This is a genomic window from Paraburkholderia sp. J67 (assembly GCF_905220265.1).
Lineage (GTDB): Bacteria > Pseudomonadota > Gammaproteobacteria > Burkholderiales > Burkholderiaceae > Paraburkholderia.
In genome coordinates this window covers 1-20,114 of sequence record NZ_CAJMZK010000052.1, presented here as the reverse complement: position 1 = coordinate 20,114, position 20,114 = coordinate 1, and the positions used below count along the sequence as shown (strand labels likewise).

At 57.3% G+C, this 20,114-nt stretch carries 16 protein-coding genes; 13 read left to right on the top strand and 3 right to left on the bottom strand.

Features of this window, described 5'->3' with window-relative positions; genetic code table 11:
* Positions 1-11 precede the first annotated feature (11 nt).
* Complete coding sequence (gene murU, locus U5782_RS40620; protein WP_322049506.1) at positions 12-701, bottom strand: N-acetylmuramate alpha-1-phosphate uridylyltransferase MurU; 690 nt, start codon at positions 699-701, stop codon at positions 12-14.
* 81 nt (positions 702-782) lie between these two features.
* Complete coding sequence (locus U5782_RS40615) at positions 783-1,832, bottom strand: aminoglycoside phosphotransferase family protein (RefSeq protein ID WP_322049505.1); 1,050 nt, start codon at positions 1,830-1,832, stop codon at positions 783-785.
* A gap of 265 nt (positions 1,833-2,097) precedes the next feature.
* Between U5782_RS40615 and U5782_RS40610 the strand changes: the two genes are divergently transcribed.
* From U5782_RS40610 to rsmA, 4 genes are all read left to right on the top strand, one after another.
* Positions 2,098-4,482 (top strand): LPS-assembly protein LptD, encoded by a 2,385-nt coding sequence (locus U5782_RS40610; protein WP_322049504.1) that lies wholly within the window; start codon positions 2,098-2,100, stop codon positions 4,480-4,482.
* A gap of 101 nt (positions 4,483-4,583) precedes the next feature.
* Positions 4,584-5,957, top strand: coding sequence for a peptidylprolyl isomerase (locus U5782_RS40605; protein ID WP_322049503.1), 1,374 nt, complete (start codon positions 4,584-4,586; stop codon positions 5,955-5,957).
* A 22-nt stretch (positions 5,958-5,979) separates the two neighbouring features.
* Positions 5,980-7,002 (top strand): 4-hydroxythreonine-4-phosphate dehydrogenase PdxA, encoded by a 1,023-nt coding sequence (gene pdxA, locus U5782_RS40600; RefSeq protein ID WP_322049502.1) that lies wholly within the window; start codon positions 5,980-5,982, stop codon positions 7,000-7,002.
* A 14-nt stretch (positions 7,003-7,016) separates the two neighbouring features.
* The gene (gene rsmA, locus U5782_RS40595; RefSeq protein WP_322049501.1) at positions 7,017-7,844 is read left to right on the top strand and encodes a 16S rRNA (adenine(1518)-N(6)/adenine(1519)-N(6))-dimethyltransferase RsmA; all 828 of its coding nucleotides are present in this window, start codon (positions 7,017-7,019) and stop codon (positions 7,842-7,844) included.
* Positions 7,845-7,873: 29 nt separating this feature from the next.
* Here the strand turns inward: rsmA and panE are convergent, their stop codons facing one another.
* A complete protein-coding gene (panE, locus tag U5782_RS40590; protein ID WP_322049500.1) occupies positions 7,874-8,827 on the bottom strand; it encodes a 2-dehydropantoate 2-reductase in 954 nt (317 codons plus the stop codon).
* A 219-nt stretch (positions 8,828-9,046) separates the two neighbouring features.
* Here panE and gloA point away from each other — a divergent pair, with 219 nt between their 5' ends.
* The 9 genes from gloA to U5782_RS40545 all read left to right on the top strand — a co-directional run bounded on the left by gloA (position 9,047) and on the right by U5782_RS40545 (position 20,106).
* Positions 9,047-9,430: a lactoylglutathione lyase gene (gene gloA / locus U5782_RS40585; protein ID WP_322049499.1), complete on the top strand. Its 384-nt coding sequence runs from the start codon at positions 9,047-9,049 to the stop codon at positions 9,428-9,430.
* Positions 9,431-9,994: 564 nt separating this feature from the next.
* On the top strand, positions 9,995-11,404 hold the full coding sequence (locus tag U5782_RS40580; protein ID WP_322049498.1) for an undecaprenyl-phosphate glucose phosphotransferase: 1,410 nt from the start codon (positions 9,995-9,997) through the stop codon (positions 11,402-11,404).
* Between the two features lie 230 nt (positions 11,405-11,634).
* Entirely contained in the window at positions 11,635-12,723 is a 1,089-nt protein-coding gene (locus U5782_RS40575) for a glycosyltransferase (RefSeq protein ID WP_322049497.1), read from the top strand.
* Positions 12,724-12,794: 71 nt separating this feature from the next.
* Positions 12,795-13,940, top strand: a complete 1,146-nt coding sequence (locus U5782_RS40570; RefSeq protein ID WP_322049496.1) for a polysaccharide biosynthesis/export family protein — start codon at positions 12,795-12,797, stop codon at positions 13,938-13,940.
* Positions 13,940-14,377 (top strand): low molecular weight protein-tyrosine-phosphatase, encoded by a 438-nt coding sequence (locus U5782_RS40565; RefSeq protein WP_322049495.1) that lies wholly within the window; start codon positions 13,940-13,942, stop codon positions 14,375-14,377. Before U5782_RS40570 ends, U5782_RS40565 begins: the two co-directional genes overlap by 1 nt.
* A gap of 96 nt (positions 14,378-14,473) precedes the next feature.
* Complete coding sequence (locus U5782_RS40560; RefSeq protein ID WP_322049494.1) at positions 14,474-16,720, top strand: polysaccharide biosynthesis tyrosine autokinase; 2,247 nt, start codon at positions 14,474-14,476, stop codon at positions 16,718-16,720.
* A gap of 172 nt (positions 16,721-16,892) precedes the next feature.
* Positions 16,893-17,936: a hypothetical protein gene (locus U5782_RS40555; protein WP_322049493.1), complete on the top strand. Its 1,044-nt coding sequence runs from the start codon at positions 16,893-16,895 to the stop codon at positions 17,934-17,936.
* Between the two features lie 85 nt (positions 17,937-18,021).
* Complete coding sequence (locus tag U5782_RS40550) at positions 18,022-19,143, top strand: glycosyltransferase (RefSeq protein ID WP_322049492.1); 1,122 nt, start codon at positions 18,022-18,024, stop codon at positions 19,141-19,143.
* Between the two features lie 75 nt (positions 19,144-19,218).
* The gene (locus U5782_RS40545; RefSeq protein ID WP_322049491.1) at positions 19,219-20,106 is read left to right on the top strand and encodes a glycosyltransferase family A protein; all 888 of its coding nucleotides are present in this window, start codon (positions 19,219-19,221) and stop codon (positions 20,104-20,106) included.
* The last annotated feature ends 8 nt before the right edge of the window (positions 20,107-20,114 follow it).

The following is a 20,114-nucleotide window of genomic DNA, read 5'->3' as shown; positions in this document are numbered from 1 at the left end:
GGCCAACAACCTCAACCGCGCAATTCGGCATCGAGCGCTGCGAGCTGCGCGGCAGTACCGACATTCTCCCAGCGCCCATTGAAGAGCTCGCCCGTCGCACGCCGCTGCGCAATGGTCGCTTGATAGTACGGCGTGAGCGCGCACTTGGCACCCGGCGCGAGATCGCGAAACATGCGAGTGTCGTAAAGCCCGATGCTACCGAAGGTATACCGCGGCGTACCGTCGACCGAGAGCAGCCCATCGGCACCGAGCGCGAAATCCCCCTTGGGATGAAACGGCGGATTAGGCACCATCACGAGATGCATCCCCGGCTCGGCACGTGCAGCGAGCGCGACAGCCGGCGCATCGAGGCGAGCGAAATCGAAGTCACTATAAACATCGCCGGCGACGGCCAGAAACACGCACGGTGCGCCGTCTTGCTCCAGCAGCGGCAACGCCTGCGCAATACCACCAGCAGTCTCCAGCGCATCGCGCTCGGCAGAGTAAAGCAAGCGCACGCCATAGCGATCACCATCGCCAAGCGCCGCTTCGATCTGCTCCCCGAGCCACGCATGATTAATGACGATGCGCGTATAGCCCGCCGCCGCAAGGCTTTCGATCTGCCAGACGATCAGCGGCTTGCCGCCGGCTTCGAGCATAGGCTTCGGGCAGGTATCGGTGAGCGGGCGCATGCGCTCGCCGCGCCCGGCGGCGAAGATCATCGCCGTGCGCTCGCGTGCGCCTGACGTGCCTGTGCTGACGTCGCGCGTCATGGGTTCGACCTTGTCATGAAATGAAAACGCTCAGAAGGTGTAGCCGGTCTGGGCCTGGGTGCCCTGCAACTCGTCCAGGAACCGCGCAAACGGCGCGAGCGGTCGATAGCGGCGCGCAACCTTGCCCGCGTAGTCGAGAAAGCGCGGCAGGTCGGCCATGTAATGCGGCTTGTTGTCCCGGTAGTTGATCCGGCAGAACAGGCCCAGCACCTTGATATGGCGCTGCAGGCCCATCCATTCGAGCTGGCGGTAGAACTCGCCGAAGTCCGGATCGACCGGCAGGCCGGCCTTCTTCGCGCGCTCCCAGTAGTGGACGAAGCAGTCGAGCTCGAACTCCTCGTCCCAGCTCAGGAAGGCGTCGCGCAGCAGCGAGGCGATGTCGTAGGTGATCGGGCCGTACACGGCGTCCTGGAAGTCCAGCACGCCGGGATTCGGCGTCGCGATCATCAGGTTGCGCGGCATGTAATCGCGCAGCATGAATACTTGCGGCTGGGCGCGGGCGCTCGCGATCAGCAGCGCGAAGGTGCGATCGAGCATGGCGCGGGTGGCGTCGTCCACCTTGCGGCCCAGGTGGCGCTCCAGATACCACTCGGGCATCAGTTCCATTTCGCGGCGCAGGAAAGCTTCGTCGAAAGCCGGCAGCACGCCTTCGCGCGAGCTCAACTGGAAGCGGATCAGGGCGTCGATGGCGTCGCGCATCAGCGTTTGCGAGCGCGGGCCGGGCCCGGCTTCGGTGAGCGCCTGGAGGTAGGGCGCGGTGCCGAGGTCGGTCACGAGCATCAAACCGGCATCCAGATCGACTTCCAGGACGCGCGGCACGTGCACGCCGGCGGCTTCGAGCAGGCCCGCGACTTCCACGAACTCGCGGCATTTTTCCGGCGGTGGGGCGTCTACGGCGATCAGCGTCGCGCCGTGCTCGCCCGCGCTCGCGAGGCGGAAATAGCGGCGGAAGCTCGCGTCGGCGGAGGCCGGAGCCAGCGTGGCGAGGTCGAGGGCATACTTGGCGGCATGGCCGGCAAGCCAGGCGGCGAGCAGGTCGCGGCGGGCGTCGGCAGGGGAGGACGGCTCGGAGAAGGTCATGTAAACCAGAGGCAAAATCAGTGGATCAACGTCTTGCCATATAATACCCCACGACTTTTTTGACGCGACTCGCGCCAAAGCCTGCATGACGGTTCGCCTGCCGCACTTATCTTCAGTCCATCGTCCGATGAATTGTAAATAACTGCGCGCAACCTTGCCTCGATCGACGTCCCGCTCCGGTTTCTCGCCCGGCGCGAGTCCGACACGCTGGCGAGGCAGCCGTGAAGGGCGGGCAGCCGGCCGGGCCGATACGCCAAAACCATACATGCCGCCCAGACAGTTTTTCCAGACGATCTCCAACAGTGACGACGGCGTGCCGGGCAAGCGGCGGCTCATCGCGGCACTCGTGGCCGTGCCGGGCTTCATGCCCGCGTTCGCGCACGCCCAGCTCTCGGGCGCAGCCGCGCAGGCCGAGCGCCTGGACGACGCGTGGAGCCTGCGCCTCGCGCCGCAGCTCGGCGACACCCCGTCCGTGCAGGGCCAGCGCCCGGCCACCTTCGTGATCGGCGATTCGACCACCGGCACTTCGGGCACCGACGCCGCCGTCAAGGGCGAGGCCGAGCTGCGCCAGGGCACCAACATCGTCAAGGGCGATGCGCTGCACTACGACGTCGACACCGACATGGCCGACGCGTACGGCAATGTCGTGGTCGTCCAGAGCGGCACGACGTTCGCCGGCCCCGAAGCGCACCTGAAGGTCGAAGCCAACGAAGGCTTCATGACCACGCCGAAGTATCACTTTTCGGCGACGGGCGGCTCGGGCAGCGGCGAGCGCGCGGACATGCTCGACAACGAGCGTTCCGTGCTGACCAGCGGCACCTACACGGCCTGCCAGTGCTCGACCAACCCGGCGTGGTACATCAAGGGCACCGAGTTCGACTTCGACACGGGCGCCGATGAAGGCGTCGCGCATAACAGCGTGCTGTTCTTCCAGAACGTGCCGATCTTCGCGAGTCCGTGGATTTCGTTCCCGCTCTCGGGCGACCGCCGCAGCGGCTTGTTGCCGCCGACGTTCTCGGTGAGTTCGACCAACGGCTACGAAATCGCGCTGCCGTATTACTTCAACATCGCGCCGAACCGTGACCTCACGTTCACGCCCGAGCTGATCTCGAAGCGCGGCGCGTTCATGCAGGCCAACTACCGGTATCTGTCGGCCAATTACTCGGGCTCGATCACCGGCACGTTCCTGCCCGACGACGCGATCACGAAGACCAACCGCTACGCGCTGTTCATCCAGCACAACCAGAACTTCGGCAACGGGTTCGGCGGTTACATCTACTACAACAAGGTCTCGGACAATACCTATCCGGAAGACCTGGCGTCGCCCGCCAACCAGTTCCTGAACGGCACGCAGTTGCTGTATCAGCAGGAAGCGGGCGTCACCTACAACAACGGGCCGTGGTCCGTGCTCGGGCGCTGGCAGCACTGGCAGACGCTGTCGCCGTCGCAGGCGCCGTACGGTCGCGAGCCCGAGCTCAACGTGAAGTACGCGAAGTACAACGTCGACGGTTTCGACTTCGGCGCGGAAGCCGACTATTCGCGCTTTCGCATCACGACGGCCGATGCCACCGAGGGCGACCGCGTCGTCTTCAACCCGTACCTGTCGTATTCGGTCACGGGGCCGGGTTACTTCATCACGCCGAAGGTGCAATGGCACTTCGCGTCGTACAACCTGAGCAATATCGGCACGGACTCGACCTTCGGCTCGCCCGCGGGCACGCCCAAGAGCTTCACCGAATCGGTGCCCACCTTCAGCTTCGACACGGGTCTCGTGTTCGACCGCTCGGTGCATCTGTTCGGTACGGACTACATCCAGACCCTGGAGCCGCGCCTGTACTACGTGTACACGCCGTATCGCAACCAGGAGTTCGCGCCCCTTTTCGACACCGCGGAAGCCGACTTCGGCCTCGCGGAGATCTTCACGCCGAACACCTTCGTCGGCGACGACCGTATCGCCGACTCGAACCGCATCACGGCCGCGCTGACGTCGCGCTTCATCGACGCGGCGACGGGCGACGAACGCGCGCGTTTCGTGCTGGCCCAGGAGTATTACTTCCGCGACCAGCGCGTCACGCTCACGCAGGATCAGACCACCACGGGCGCGGCCCATTCGGACCTGATCGCGGGCATGTCGCTGAAGATCGGGGGCGGTTTCGCGTCGGAAACTGCGTTCCAATATAATGCGGACCAGAACCAGCTGGAGAAGGCGAGTATCGGCTTCGGCTATAGCCCGGGACCGAGCCGCGTGCTGAACGTCGCGTACCGCTACACGCGCGAGAACAGCAGCACGCTCGACAACCAGCCAATCAACCAGGTGCTGATTTCGGCTCAATGGCCGTTCTCGCACCGGGTGTACGCTGTGGGTCGCTTCAACTACGATCTGAACGGTCACAAGATCGTCGACGGGTTGCTCGGCATGCAGTACGACGCCGATTGCTGGGCGCTGGGCATTGGTATCCAGCGCTACGCGAACGGGGTCAACTCGACGGGTGGCAACAATTCATCGACACGTTTCCTCGCGCAGCTCACGCTCAAGGGGCTGTCGAACGTGGATAACGGCCTGGTGGCGGCCTTCCGTGCCGGTGTGCCGGGTTACACGCAACTGCCCGGCCAGCCGCCGGCGCCGTCGCGATTCACGGATTATCAATAACGCGTGATCTGGCAGACGCGGCCATCTTGAGGCCGCTCTGCGGTGCAGCGCGGGTCGGTGCTTAGAGACGGGCGAAGCTGCCCGCCAACTTTGGAGTATCTGTGGGAATCATGAAAAAGCTTCGCTTGGCAGCCTACGCTGCGAGTCTCTTCGCCGCCGCAGGCATGATGTCGTCCGTTCCGGCTTACGCGCAGCAGCTTTCGCAAGGCGGCAGCGGCCAGACGGTCGATCTGATCGCCGCAGTCGTCAACGACGGCGTGATCACGCAGCGCGAGCTCGACGAGCGCGTCGCGCTTATCTCGCGCCGCCTGACCCAGCAGAACGCGCCCGTCCCGCCGATGGACCAGTTGCGCGCCCAGGTGCTCAACCAGATGGTGCTCGAGCGCATCCAGCTGCAAAAGGCCAAGGAAGACGGCATCTCGGTGGATGACGCCGCGGTGAACCGTACGCTCGAACGTCTGGCGCAAGCCAACGGCATGGATCTGAACACCTACCGCTCGCGCATCGAAGCCGCCGGTGTGCCGTGGTCGACCTTCATGAAGGACGCGCGCACGGAGCTCACGCTCTCGAAGCTGCGCGAGAAGGAAGTCGACAGCAAGATCTCGGTGTCGGACGCTGAAGTCGCGAACTACATCGCGAGCCAGCGCGGCCCGAACTCCGGCCAGTCGAGCGATCTGCATTTCGAGCACATCCTCATCAAGGCGCCGCTGAACGCCTCGCAGACCGACATCGAAGCCGCGCAGAAGAAGGCCGACGCGCTGCTCAAGGAAGCGCAGTCGGGCAGCAAGTTCTCGAGCCTCGCGAAGTCGAATTCGCAAGCCGCCGACGCCAGCAAGGGTGGCGACATGGGCTTCCTCGCGCCGTCGAAGCTGCCGCCCGAATGGGTGACGGCCGCCTCGACGCTGCGTCCGGGTGAAGTGAATCCCTCGGTGATCCGCACCAACGACGGCTTCGAAATCGTGCGTCTCGTTGAGCGCCGTCAAGGCCAGGGCACGGGCGCTGCGGCCCCTCAACTCGTGCAAACGCACGTGCGCCACATCCTGCTGCGCGTGGGCGATGGCATGTCGGAACCGGAAGCACGCCAGAAGCTGCTCGAGATCAAGCGTGAAGTGGCGGCGGGTGGCGATTTCGCCAAGTTCGCACGCACCTACTCGCAGGACGGCTCGGCCTCGCAAGGCGGCGACCTCGGCTGGATCAGCCCGGGTGAGACGGTGCCCGAGTTCGAACGCGCGATGAACACGCTGCAGGACGGCCAGTTGAGCGACCCGGTGCGCAGCGAGTACGGCTACCACCTGATCCAGGTGCTGGGCCGCCGCGAATCCGAAGGCTCGGTTTCGCAGCAGATGGATCTCGCGCGTCAGGCAATCGGCCAGCGCAAGGCCGAACAGGCTTACGCCGACTGGCTGCGCCAGCTGCGTGACAGCGCCTACGTCGACTACAAGATCAGCGGCATGACGCCGCCGCAGCAACACTGATCCGCCTGAAAGGAATCGCGCCGTGAACGTCCCCGCTTCTTCATCTTCAGCGCCGCGGGGACCGCGGCCGATCCGCATCGCCATCACCACCGGCGAGCCGGCCGGTGTTGGCCCCGAACTGACGGCGGCGGCGCTCGCAGGCGCCTCGGCGCACTGGCCGGACGCCGAATTCGTCGTACTCAGCGACCGTGCGCTGCTCGAAGCGCGCGCTACCGCAGCCAGCGTCGATTGGGCCGCCGTGCAGGCGGGCCAGAAAGTGAGCGTCGAACACATCGCGCTCGCCACGCCCGCGAAGGCCGGCAAGCTCGACGTCGCCAACGGCCCCTACGTGCTCGCCTTGCTCGATCGCGCGATCGACGGCGCCGTGGCGGGGGAGTTCGATGCCATCGTCACCGCGCCGCTGCAAAAGAGCACGATCAACGACGCGGGCGTCCCCTTTACCGGCCACACCGAATATCTCGCCGAACGCACGCACACGCCGCGCGTGGTGATGATGCTCGCGGGCACCGGTGCGCGACCCTTGCGCGTGGCGCTTGCCACCACGCATCTGCCGCTCAAGGACGTGCCGGCCGCGCTGACCATCGACGGATTGCTGGAGACGCTGCGCATCGTGAATCACGATCTGCGCCACCATTTCGGCGTGCCTACGCCGCGCATCCTCGTGACGGGCCTGAACCCGCACGCAGGCGAAAACGGCTACCTGGGCCGCGAAGAAATCGACACGATCTCTCCCGCGCTCGCCAAGGCCACCGGCGAAGGCATCGACGCGCGCGGACCGTATCCCGCCGACACGCTGTTCCAGCCGCGCTATCTCAGCGAGGCCGACTGCGTGCTGGCGATGTTCCACGACCAGGGCCTGCCGGTCCTGAAATACGCGACGTTCGGCGCGGGCATCAACGTGACGTTGGGCCTGCCGATCGTGCGCACCTCGGTCGATCATGGCACTGCACTCGACCTCGCCGGCACGGGCCGCGCGGACGCGGGCAGCCTGATCGCCGCCATCGACACCGCCGTGACGATGGCTCGCCATCGGCGCGCCGTCTGATAGAACTGACCAAGATGTCCAAGAGCAGCAGCAACAAACACCAGGGCCACCTCGCGCGCAAGCGCTTTGGCCAGAACTTCCTCGTCGATACGGGCGTGATCGACTCGATCGTCGACATCATTCGCCCGCAGCGCGGCGAACGCATGGTCGAGATCGGACCGGGCCTCGGCGCGCTCACCGGACCGCTGATCGAGCGCCTCGCGACGCCCGAAGGGCCGCTGCATGCCGTCGAGCTCGACCGCGACCTGATCGGGCGCCTCACCAAAAAATTCGGCCCGCTGCTCGAACTGCACGCGGGCGACGCGCTCGCGTTCGACTTCGGCTCGCTCGCCGCACCGGACGACAAGCCCTCGCTGCGTATCGTCGGCAACCTGCCGTACAACATTTCGAGTCCGCTGCTGTTTCACCTCGTGAGCTTCGCTGAGCGCGTGATCGACCAGCATTTCATGCTCCAGAACGAAGTGGTCGAGCGCATGGTGGCGGAGCCGGGCACCAAGGCGTTCAGCCGCCTCTCGGTGATGCTCCAGTACCGCTACGTGATGGACAAGGTGCTGGACGTGCCGCCGGAATCGTTCCAGCCGCCGCCCAAGGTGGACTCGGCGATCGTGCGCATGATTCCGTACGCGCCGCACGAACTCGCAAAGGTGGACAACGCGATCCTCGGCGAACTGGTGACGGCGGCGTTCTCGCAGCGCCGCAAGATGCTGCGCAACACGCTGGCGGACTATCGCGAACGCGTGGATTTCGAAGCGCTGGGCTTCGATCTGCAACGCCGCGCGGAAGACGTGCCGGTGGAAGAGTACGTGCGCGTCGCGCAGGCGCTGGGCGCGGCGGCGCAGTAAGCACCGCCGTTCCTGTCTATGGCTGTGGTTCAGGCGGCAGTTTCGCGCTGCGCCTCGTAGGCCTTGAGCTGGCTGTAGACGATGCGCAGCACCGACAGCTCGCTCGACGCGCGCTGTGCCGCGCCGCCCCGGCGGATCAGATCGCCCAGGATGTGATCCGCCTCGATACGCGAACCGTTCTGCACGTCGCGCAGCATCGACGCCGTGAGCGACGAACCGGTCGCGAACAACATCGCGCGCGAACGCTCCAGAAAACTGTCGCGCACGGTATGACCGTGCTCGGTAGCCACGGCGCGGCATTCCGCGAACAGACGCTCGATCGTGGCCGCGCCATCGGGCGTCGCGACGATTACGCCCACCGGCGCGCGAAAGAGGCACGTGCTGCCCGCGAGCGACGCCAGAAACACCCACTTTTCCCACATCTCCTGCAGGATGCGATCGCTCGCCTTCAGGTTGAACCCGGCATTGCTGAAAGCCGCCGCGATGGCGTCCACACGCGCCGACACGCCGCCGCCGAGCTCGCCGAAGGTGATCGCGTGGGAGTCATTCAGATGGACGATCTCGCGCTTCTCGTTGAGCGTGGACGCGATCAGGCAGACACCGCCGAGCACCGCCTGGGTGCCGAAGCGCGCCTGTAGAACCTCCAGATGCCGCATGCCGTTGAGCAAGGGCAGGATCACCGTTTCGGGACCGACGGCGGCCGCGAAAGAGTCGATGGCATCGTCGAGATCGTAGGCCTTGCAGCTCAGCAGCACGAGATCGTAGGACTGCGCGCCCGGTGCGGCGAGCGCCTCGCGCGTGACCGTCTGCGGATCGCGCAGTGTCAGATCGCCGCCTTGGCGGCTGCGGATCACTAGCCCATCCGCGTGCAACTGTGCGGCGCGCGCCCCACGCACCAGAAACGTCACATCGCGCCCGGCGGCGGCGAGCCGCCCGCCGAAATAGCCGCCCGTCGCGCCTGCACCTACTACCAGAATCCGCATGTCCACTCCTATCTTTTCTGTCGTCGATCGCTAAACCGGCCATTTTGCTTCAGGGGAGGTGGCCAGTCATTTCAGGATGGCAGTCATCCTAGAGCAAATCGTTACGGCTTGCCGGAGGTGGCTCGTGGAGGGCCTACGGGGCGCTTTCCCGGTGCCGGCAGGGCCGACGGGATTTTGGTAGAGTCCCGGTTTTGACGATGGCAAAAAATGGAGTCCCCCATGCGCCTGCTGCATACGATGATCCGGGTCGGTGACCTGGACCGCTCGATCAAGTTCTATACCGAATTGCTCGGCATGAAACTGCTGCGCCGCGAAGACTATCCCGATGGCAAGTTCACGCTGGCCTTCGTTGGATACACCGATGAACGCGACGGCACCGTGCTTGAGCTTACGCACAACTGGGATACGCCTTCGTACGACCTTGGTACGGGCTTTGGTCACCTGGCGGTGGAAGTCGAAGACGCCTACGCGGCCTGCGCGAAGATCAAGGAGCAGGGCGGTACGGTGGTGCGTGAAGCCGGTCCGATGAAGCACGGAACCACGGTGATCGCGTTTGTGACCGACCCGGATGGGTACAAGATCGAGTTTATTCAGAAGAAGTAAGGGGTTGGTGAGGGCGGCACCTGTGCTTGACGGTGCCGTCCCGGATACCCGTTAAGCCTTAAATGACATCTGAAGCTTCCAGAATTAAAAATAAAATAGGGGCAATTTATAGATGTTTGAAAAATTCCACAGTCTGATCTGGCTGGGATGAATCGCCCGATTCATCAACAAACAGCCCATCCCAATTGAGAATGTAAAGTCGATTTTTGAATCGTCCTACATTAGGCGATGTGTCCATTTCGACCAATAATTCAGGATATCTTAGTTGTTTGGGTGACCGAGAATGCTGACGATTACCACTTATTGGGATGCGTGACTGGATATTTGCAACCGCGGAGGAGGGCGATTTAGGAGTGATCTTATATACGTGATGGTGGCAATAACCGAGACTCCACGCTCGTCCCTCAAGTAGAAACCGGTTCTGTTGAGCAACAAACCGTGCTTACGGTAGCTCGCGAATCTGTTGCAGGAAGTACCAGGCGTCATCTCGACGAACCCGTTCATGCCTGCAGGGATCAGCTGCATCGTATCTGCTGCGATGCTCGCCTCGGCGAAGAAGAGTCTATGCATTCGACCACTCATACTGGTACTTCGGTAGCGATCCGAAACGGCGGCATGTTGGCGCGTCTGTCCGATGTGGTTGCAATTGCCGCCGGTGCGCTCCTGACATTCCGGGCAGCAGGCATCTCCGAAGGGAGCGGCTACGACAGCGCTCTGGTTGCGTTTTCCATGCTGCTCGCGCTTATGTTCTTTCCGTCGTGGGGAATGTATCGCGTTACGCGCCAGCGCCTGTTCTGGCGTTGCGTCCTTGTGCCGGTGCTCGCGTGGCTCTTTGTATTGGTTGCTTCTTGTGCACTCGTCATAGCGCTGCATCGCTCATACCGTCCGGCTATGGAATGGATCAAGGAATGGGCATTTATTTCGGCCGCTGGAGTGGTGCTTTGCAGGCTTGCCGCTCATGCAATTTGTTTGCAGTTGACGCGACATGATGTCCGTACCTGTACGGTCGCTGTCGTCGGTAGCACGGCGAATTGTCGGCAGCTCATGCGCAAGGTCGATGCGACGCCGGACTCGGTCTATCGCGTGACGGTAGCTTTCGATACCGATCCGAAGGCACAAGCCATTCCGCTTGGATTGCCGACGTTCTGCGATCGCGAAGCGTTCGTTAGCTACGTTCGCAACGCGCATATCGATGAGCTTTGGCTTGCCGTGCCTCTCTCGGAGGGACAAACGATCGTTCCCTTCGTTGAGTTGCTTCGTAACGATCTGATCAATATCCGATTCATTCCGGACGTTAGTGGCCTCTCTGCATTCAATGCAGGCCTGGCCAACCTTGAGGGTACCTCCGCGATCAACCTCGTGGCATCGCCGATCGCTTCGCACTCGCTCATCGGCAAAGAAATATTCGATCGTGTGTTTGCATTGTGTGCGTTGCTGGTGCTTTCTCCGGTTCTCGCTGGGGTTGCGCTGGCCGTCAAATGCTCTTCCCGCGGGCCGGTGCTTTTCAAGCAACGTCGCAAGGGCGCGAACGGCAAGGTTTTCAGCATTTACAAGTTTCGCAGTATGCGGGCGCATGTTGAAGCGGCCGGTACGGTGAAGCAAGCCACGCGCAACGATCCGCGGGTGACACGTGTTGGCGCGTTCTTGCGACGTACGAGTCTTGATGAATTGCCACAGTTTTTCAATGTTTTGCGCGGCGAAATGTCTGTTGTCGGGCCGCGGCCGCATGCCATCGAGCACGACAAGTTCTATCAGGACATCGTCGACGGATACATCCATCGGTACCGCATCAAGCCGGGTATTACCGGTTGGGCGCAAATCAATGGATTTCGTGGCGAGACCGACCGCATCGAAAAGATGCAGGGTCGAGTCGCGCATGATCTGTACTACCTCAGCAACTGGTCATTTTGGCTGGATATGCGAATTGTCATGGCAACGATTTTTAAGGGGCTTGGCCATGGAAACGCATATTGACGACGACAGTTGAGGTGTCAGATACAGCGTAGCCATATGAAAAGACGTTTCTAGTCGATTTTCAGATGAGATACGTAAATTCACATCAATTTGTTTCGTATTGCGAAATTATTGGTGAGAAGGAAAAAAAATGATGTCGAGATCGATGTCGATTCAATAGTGTTAATCGGATTGCATCGCGACCAGAACTCGCATTCCGATTATGGAATATCAGGATCTGGGAAACATTCGTGAGCAAAATTCTTCACATAACCGAATCGTTGGGTGGTGGTGTACTTCACTGCGTCTCGCTGCTCGCAAACGAACAGGCAAGAGCCGGGCATGCCGTGACAGTGGCGTATTCGGTGAGAACAGACACGCCGTCTGAAGCCTCCCTCGCCGGTACGTTCGATTCATCGGTCCGGCGAATCGTATTGCCGATGAAGCGCGAAATTGGCGTCGCAGACCTGAAATCACTCGTTGGATTGCTGAAAATCTTGCGTAAGGGCAGGTTCGACGCAATCCATTCGCATTCTTCCAAGGCGGGCGCGCTGGCTCGTCTGGCGTCATTCATGACGTTGGAGATCCGAAAGAGTTGCTATTCGCCGCATGGATTTTCATTCCTGCGTCGCGATGTTCCCAAAAAGCAGCAGCGCCTTTTCCTCCTGATCGAAAGAGCCCTGCACATGCTGGGTGGAAAGATCGCGGCATGTTCTGCAACGGAGAAGCTGTATGCAGAGCAGTATCTCGGCGACAGGCGTATTCATTTACTTGAAAACGCCATTGATACTGCGCTGATCGGTGACGTGCAGCCCCCCCATACCCGTGAAGGTGTGCGAGTGGTGACGGCTGGACGTGTCGCTCATCAAAAGGCGCCGTGGCGATTCGCCCAGATCGCGCGCCATGTGGAAAAAAGTGAAGCCGAATTTATCTGGCTTGGCGATGGGGATGAAGCGGCGAAGACCGAGTGGCTAGCCGGTAGTCCGGTTACGGTCAGTGGATGGCTTGACAAGCAACGGCTCATGCGTGAACTCGCTGCCTCCGACATCTTCTTACTCCCATCGCTGTGGGAGGGCATGCCGATCGCGTTGATCGAGGCACAAGCTATGGGGATTCCGGCCGTAGTGAGCAACATCGTTGGAAACAAGGATGTCGTCGTTCACGGGGAAACGGGTTTTCTTGCCGACTCCGACGAGGAGTTGCTGCGCTATACGAGGAAACTGACCAGCGACCCGAAACTGCGCCAGCGTATGGGGCGTGCGGCCAGACGTCATGCGATCAGCCGGTTTGGTAAGGAAAAATTCCTGAAGGAATCGGTGTTCATTTACTTTGGTGCGTAACTTAAGCCAGTGCACCTCGTCGCGTCAGCCCATCTTGCGGGATGCTTTAACTGGATCTACTGGTGTTTATCATGAGACGTATTGGTTGGTTTTTTCTTATATCTATAGCCGCGATTGCACTGAATGGTTGTACACAGGTTCCAGGCATGCAATTTAGCAAGACTGCGCTTGACCCGCGTGAGCCCAATCGGACGCCAGAAATTACGTCGATCACGCCAGAACTCATTGAGAATCAACGCGAAGATGCGAAGCAGTACGAGCTATCAAAGATAGACAACGTCTATAAGCCTCTAATCGAAAGACCGAGCAACTATAGGATTGGTGCTAACGACGTGCTGTCGATCACAATCTGGGACCACCCTGAACTGATCGCACCAAATCTTACCTACACCATTGGACCGTCCGGTGCGGCACTGCCGACTGCATCGGGCTCGTCTGCGCCTTTGGCTGGCTTTTCGGTCAGCGCAGACGGTTATATTCAGATGCCCTACGCAGGGCAGATCAAGGTTCTGGGTCTGACCGAAAACGAAGCTCAGCAACAGGTAGTGAAACGACTGACCCCCTATATACGTAATCCACAGGTGACGCTGCGGGTGGGGGCGTTTTTGAGCAAGCGAGTCTATGTTGGTGGGGCGGTCAAGTCGCCAGGTGTCGCCGCCATTACCAACGTACCCATGAATCTGCCGGCCGCCATCGGCGCCGCAGGTGGCGTGCTCGATACTGGTGATGAAAGCCGTATCTCCCTGAGTCGAAGTGGCAAATTGTATGAACTCAACTTGCCACAAATGGTGGCGGACGGCGTAAATCCCGCGAAGATTGTCCTTCACGATGACGATCTTGTTCGGGTGCTGCCTCGCGAAAACTACAAGGTTATGGTGACTGGTGAGGTACTGCAGCCAAAACCCGTACTCATGCGCAACAACGGAAAGCTTAGCCTGAGCGAGGCGCTTGGAGAGGCGAATAGCGTGCGCCCTGATACTGCTGCGCCAAACTCAATCTATGTGATTCGTGCGACGGTCGACCCGGCCAATCCCGAGGTCTATCAGCTCAATGCAAAGTCGCCGGTAGCAATGTCTCTTGCTGAGGATTTCCAGCTCAAGGCGAAAGATGTTGTCTATGTCGATACGACAGGCCTTGTGCGTTGGAATCGTGTGATCAGCCTGATCTCGCCGACGGCCAATTCGGTCTACCTGGGTGAGCGCATCGGGAGCTATTGATGATTCAGTCGATCCTCACCGTTTGCGTGGGAAATATTTGTCGAAGCCCGATGGCCGAAGGGCTGCTCCGTGAGCGCTTGCCCAACGCGAATGTGAGTTCGGCTGGCATCGGAGCACTCGCCGGCCGCCCCGCGGACCCGCTTGCCGTCGCGCTGCTGGAAGAGAAAGGAATTGATATCACGGCGCATCGAGCACAACAGATTTCAGCGCGGGCGTGCCGTCAGGCCGATCTGATTCTTGTAATGGATGAAGATCAAAAAAGAGCCGTTGCACGCACATTCAGCGGGACCGTGGGGAAACTGTTCGTACTCGGCCATTACGGGAAATTTGATGTGTTTGATCCTTATCGACAAGGGCGTGAACGGTTTGACGCGTGTTTTGAACTGATTTTTCGCGGCGTTGAGGATTGGGTCGCTCGCATCAAAGCGATAGCCTGAACGAAAAGATCAAGGATTTCTGGGTATCGAATCGAACCGTACCAACCCGACGGATCGCATCGATTGGAAGATCAAATTTTGCATAATGAAGTGTCAATGAATCCGAGCAATAACTCAGCGCAAAATCGCGCGGGTCAATCTGAGATTGATCTTGGATATTATCTGGACATGGTCGTCGGTCATCGCTGGCTAATCGCGGTGATCGCGGCAGTTTTCCTTGCGGTTGGTACTGCGTACGCGTTCTTGGCGACGCCGGTATACCGTGCCGACATCATGTTGCAGGTCGAAGATAGTGCGGATGGGGCCACGGGAGGCAATCTCGTATCCAGCGTTTCGTCGCTATTTCAGGTGAAATCCGTCACCGCTGGTGAAATCGAAATCTTACGCTCGCGGCTCGTCGTTGCCTACGCAGTGGATAAGCTTCGGCTCTATATTCATACATCGCCGCGGTATTTCCCGCTCATCGGACGCTGGATCGCCCGTCACAACGAGGAGGGGCTTTCGCGCCCGGGTCTTCTGGGAATGGGGGGATTCGCGTGGGGGGGCGAGTCGATTGATGTCAACCGATTCGATGTTCCTCAGACGCTTGAGGGCGAAGACTTTTCTATCACCGCACTCGAAAGCGGCCACTACCGTCTCTCGGGAAGTGGTTTCGGTCATCCTGTCGAGGGTGAAGTTGGCAAGCTGGAAACATTTCGATCGAGCGCTGGTGATGTTCTCTTGTCTGTCTCGTCCCTGAGCGCTCAACCAGGCGCTCGTTTTGTGGTGGCGCGTTCATCCAGGCTCGCGATGATCGAGCAAATTCAGAAGAATCTCGATATTCAGGAAAAGGGAAAGCAACAGTCCGACGTGATCGGCGCGGCGTTGCGAGGAAGCAATCCGGTTCTGATCAGCAAGATCATGAACGAGATTGGCTTAGAGTACGTTCGGCAGAACGTGGATCGCAAGACCGAAGAGGCGGGAAAATCGCTGCAATTTCTCGACGATCAGCTACCGAAGATGAAAGTCGCGTTGGAAGACGCGGAGCAAAACTACAACAACTATCGTGAGAAGCACGGAACGCTTGATATTGGAGCGGAAGGAAAGATCGTCCTCCAACAGTCTGTTGAAGCGCAAACGCAGTTACTTGGGCTCAAGCAAAGGCGCACCGACTTGCTTACGCGATTTGGGCCGGAACATCCGAGCATCATCGCGATCAATCAGCAGATCTCTGAGCTTGAAAAAACGTCTGGTGGCGTAGACGAGCGAATTGAAGGGATGCCGTCGACCGAGCAGGATGTGGTGCGCTTCGAGCGCGATGTAGAAGTCCGTAAAGCGCTGTATCTTGCATTGCTACAAAGCTCGCAGCAGCTCAACCTTTTGAAGGCCGGTAAGGTGGGGACGGTTCGAATGGTCGATAGCGCCCCGGTACCCGAAATCCCGGTTTGGCCTGTCAAGATGCTCGTGCTGCCGATTTCATTGCTCGCCGGGCTTGTTATCGGCCTTGCGGCGGCATTTGTGAGAAGCACGTTCTTTGGCGGCGTCGACGACCCAATGGAGATTGAGCAGCACGCAGGTCTTAATGTCTTTGCGACGATTCCTCATACAGATTTGCAGCGTGGGTTGAACAATCGCGCCGTTACGAAGCCATCGAATCCGGCTATTTTGGCGCTTACGCACCCCGAGGACCCTACTGTTGAGAGTCTGCGCAGCTTGCGAACTGCGCTGCAATTTGCTTTGCTCGACGCGCGCAACAACGTTGTTTTGGTAACTGGGCCAGCGCCAGGAATCGGAAAGTCATTCCTTTCTAGTAACTTTGGGGCATTGATCGCGTCGGCAGGAAAGCGAGCAATCCTGATTGATGCGGATATGCGCAAAGGACACTTGAATCAGATTTTTGGCTTTGTCCGTCCTGGCGGTCTGTCGGAGTTGCTCGCCGGTAGCGCACCGATTTCATCGGCGATCAGGAAAACGTCTGTCAACAATCTTGATTTTATTTCGACGGGTAGTATTCCTTCGAATCCAGCAGAACTGCTTTTGCGTCCTCGGCTTGGTGAAATCATCGCGGAATGCAGTCGTGCCTATGACATTGTGATTATTGACGCTCCGCCTGTTCTCGCAGTGACAGATGCTGCAATTCTTGCGCCGTATGCCGGTTCCACTTTCCTTGTTGCACGCGCACGCGCAACGAAACTGGGTGAGCTCGTTGAGTCGGCTCGACGGATTCAACAGGGCGGGGGGAGCGTGGCGGGGGTTTTGTTGAATGGTGTGGTCGCATTGCCCGGGCGGTATGGTTATGGCGCCACTCGTGGAAATTATCGATATGTCTCGTATAACTATCCGTCGGATACGACTCTGAAATAGTTACTTGTCAAAGCATGAGATCGAAGTTGAAAAATCGTTATTCAAAATTTTATATTTAATTAGTTTGAATGGCGGTTTTTCGAAAATGTGAAATTATTTTACTATGAAGACATATTCGGACTGTCGTGATTATGCTATAGGTCGACGAAACGCACAGTTGATCCATGGATTCATGATTGCATGGGTGCTCTTATGCTTATGCCTAGCGCTGTTCGCCCAGGATATGCTTCCCGCGAAGTATCTGTTCGACACTGCTAATATTAAATCTCGGTTTGGATATGTCCATGGATTTTCAATTGGCAAATCGTATGATAACACTGCGTTATTCTACGAATTGCTCCTGCTTTCCGAATCTCAGCATGCGGCTGCCTTTATTTTTTCAGCGATATTTTTCATTATTTTATTGAAATGTATGGTTGTTGGGAAGCGTATCGATTTGGCTGCGTTGCATGCGGTCTTGATTTTTTCGTTCTCATGCATCGTTGGTGCAGTATATTTGGGGCAATATTCAAAAGAATCGACGTCGATATTGTTGATATCGTCATTTTTAGCGATGGCTAGCACGGCGAGAGGGCGATTCTTTTGGTTGGCAATTGCGTCTATATATGCGGCATATTTTCGCCCGTATTGGTTTATTGTTATTGCGTTATATATATTTTATAGATTTATTTTGACGCGTGCGACCCGTTCGTTTGTGTTCGTGTTATCAATTTTATTTGCGATTTTGTCGCTTGCAATTTCTTTTAAAGTGATACTTGGTATTGATTTGGCATATTATCGGTATATGGTGAACGATACGCGAACTTACGATTTGGCGGCGGAAACTATGATTAAACCGATCTTGCCAGTGGGCGGCATTGGTCTGGAGTGGTGCAATGGAGTTTTGCAATTTTTGATGATGTTTTTTCCAGTGCCATTGATATCTGGAAATCCAGTGTATCTTATGTTTTTCGTAATTATCGCATCATTAGGAGTTCGGGTGATGTTTATGTTGAAAAACATAATAAATTCCTCTCGTGAAAATAAATTTACAATGCCGGTCGAATGTCTTGCATTGTTCGTATCATTTGTAACGGTTCAAAGTATATTTGAGCCGGATTACGGATCATATATACGACATTTGATGCCGCTCCTTCCTGTTGCGATTTTTGCAATTTGTAGGGAAGAGTTAGTTTTGGATTGTAAGATGAAAAACAAGAATCAATTATATTCGTAGATAAATAAGGTGATTTATTTATCTTTTTGAATTTTATTTTTTCGTTGGTGGATTTTTTCTCAAACCATAACAAATTTGGTGATGTGTGAGAATTGCACTCGTAACAACAACATTTACTATTGGTGGAGCAGAGAAACAGGTTAGCGACCTAGCATCTGAATTTTCCATGCAAGGGCACCGGGTTCTGATCGTCTCATTAAAGGGGCAGACTCAGCAATCAATTCCGGACGATGTGGAGTTGGTTGAACTTCATGGAAAGAAGTCGGTTGTGGGCCTGATGAGTGTCCTGTGGCGACTCGCGAGGCTTTTGAACCGTTGGAATCCGGATGTCGTCCATGGGCACATGGTTGTCGCCAACATAATTAGTCGAATTGCTTCAATAGGAAGCCGGAGCGCAGTCGTTGTTAGTAGTGCGCACAGTGTTGATGAGGGGGGGAGTCGTCATCGTCTTAGGGGATATCGGTTAACGGATTGGTTGGCGGATATGACTACCAATGCGAGCCAGCACGCGGTCGATAGCTATCTTCGGTTGAAAGCCTCCACGGCGGGAAAAATTTGCGTTGCAGGAAATGGGATCGATTTCGGGCGCTACAAATTCTCTGGCTCTGATCGGATGCGACTCCGTGCGGAGTTTGGCTTGACGGCAGACGTACCTCTTTGCCTGGCGGTCGGGAGATTGGTCCCCGCAAAGGATTATCCGAATCTTATTGAGGCCTTCGCACAGGTGGTGAGATTGCTACCGCACGCGAAGCTATTCGTTGTTGGGGCCGGTCCATTGGCAGACTCGTTGAAGCAAAGGATTGAAAAACTTGGTATTGCGAATTCGATTCAATTGCTAGGTATGCGAACAGATATAGCGGAATTGATGAGCGCTGCCGATCTGTTTGTGCTGAGTTCGGCGTGGGAGGGGGCGCCCCTAGTAACAATCGAGGCGCTGGCATGTCAATTGCCAATCATCGCGACTGATTGTGGTGGGGTTTCGGATAACCTCAACGGCTTCGGTTGTTTGGTGCCGGTGGGAAATAGTGCTGCACTTGCTGAAGCGATCATTGAAGAGTTGAAATGCAAGCGTACAAAAATGGATCCCACTCTTATTGAGGGGAGGCGCAGTGCGTTAGAGCGATTTTCGCTGGAATCGGTCTCGAAACGATGGCTGTCGTTATATAAGCGGCTGTATGTTGAAAAATATGGTTCTGAGATTCAGTGATGTTGATTGAGTTTATTTATATTCACGTCGCGAAGATTTTTTGATGTTTGGGGTCTTGTTTTTGGGAAGAAGAATATGAGAAAGGTTTCAGTCTACATTCCAACAAAAAACAGATTAAATTTGTTAAAGAGGTCTTTGAGTTCTGTTTTTAATCAAACGTACGATAATGTAGAAATTTTAGTTGCTGATGACGGATCGACGGATGGGTCGAGAGAATATTTGTTGGAATTGGAAGGTCGCAATTTAATTAAATTAATTTCGATGCCAACCAGCATGGGTGCGTGTGTTGCACGAAATTTTGCGATTTCCGCATCAAGTGGAGATTTTATAACTGGTCTCGATGATGATGATTATTTTTTGCCGGATAGAATTTCGAATTTTATAAATTCATGGGATAAATTGTCAAAAAATAATGAGCGAGTCGCCGGAATTTTCAGCCCAATTCGCTTAATGTACTCAAATCGGGAGAAAATTGCATTTACGGAAAAAAGAATTACGGCAGATAGATTGCGGAAGGAGAATTGCGTAGGGTCGCAGATATTCGCGCCGCGTTCAAATTTTTTTGGAGCCGGACTGTTCGATCCAGCCATGCCGTGCTGGCAAGATTGGGATATGTGGTTGCGTATTGCTGATCGATTTGGTTGTTTTGTTAATAGTGATGAAATGAGCTACGTTTGGGATATGACTGATCCGGGGGCTCACATTAGTAATAAACCAGAATTTGCAATTCGTTACGGATACCAACTTTTCATGCACAAGGCGGGAGTTCGCGGGTTTAAGGCGCGAGTTGGCCCAATCGCTGCGCTGTCGCACTATTCACAAGTTAGTTTGAGTGCTAGCGAATTCAGTGCATTAGTGCTTTATGGGCAAGCTGGACGAGCGTTCCGGTATGCAGTGAAAAAGACTCTCGGCGAGGAGCGTGTAGAACGTCTGCGCGCATTCGTTGAGCAGAAACGGACCTAATTGAATTC

What these genes read in the sequence shown, in the direction of transcription:
- murU (WP_322049506.1), bottom strand. Translation starts at nt 701, where the DNA reads ATGATCTTCGCCGCCGGGCGCGGCGAGCGCATGCGCCCGCTCACCGAT.
- U5782_RS40615 (WP_322049505.1), bottom strand. Translation starts at nt 1,832, where the DNA reads ATGACCTTCTCCGAGCCGTCCTCCCCTGCCGACGCCCGCCGCGACCTG.
- U5782_RS40610 (WP_322049504.1), top strand. Translation starts at nt 2,098, where the DNA reads ATGCCGCCCAGACAGTTTTTCCAGACGATCTCCAACAGTGACGACGGC.
- rsmA (WP_322049501.1), top strand. Translation starts at nt 7,017, where the DNA reads ATGTCCAAGAGCAGCAGCAACAAACACCAGGGCCACCTCGCGCGCAAG.
- panE (WP_322049500.1), bottom strand. Translation starts at nt 8,827, where the DNA reads ATGCGGATTCTGGTAGTAGGTGCAGGCGCGACGGGCGGCTATTTCGGC.
- gloA (WP_322049499.1), top strand. Translation starts at nt 9,047, where the DNA reads ATGCGCCTGCTGCATACGATGATCCGGGTCGGTGACCTGGACCGCTCG.
- U5782_RS40580 (WP_322049498.1), top strand. Translation starts at nt 9,995, where the DNA reads ATGCATTCGACCACTCATACTGGTACTTCGGTAGCGATCCGAAACGGC.
- U5782_RS40570 (WP_322049496.1), top strand. Translation starts at nt 12,795, where the DNA reads ATGAGACGTATTGGTTGGTTTTTTCTTATATCTATAGCCGCGATTGCA.
- U5782_RS40565 (WP_322049495.1), top strand. Translation starts at nt 13,940, where the DNA reads ATGATTCAGTCGATCCTCACCGTTTGCGTGGGAAATATTTGTCGAAGC.
- U5782_RS40560 (WP_322049494.1), top strand. Translation starts at nt 14,474, where the DNA reads ATGAATCCGAGCAATAACTCAGCGCAAAATCGCGCGGGTCAATCTGAG.
- U5782_RS40555 (WP_322049493.1), top strand. Translation starts at nt 16,893, where the DNA reads ATGATTGCATGGGTGCTCTTATGCTTATGCCTAGCGCTGTTCGCCCAG.
- U5782_RS40545 (WP_322049491.1), top strand. Translation starts at nt 19,219, where the DNA reads ATGAGAAAGGTTTCAGTCTACATTCCAACAAAAAACAGATTAAATTTG.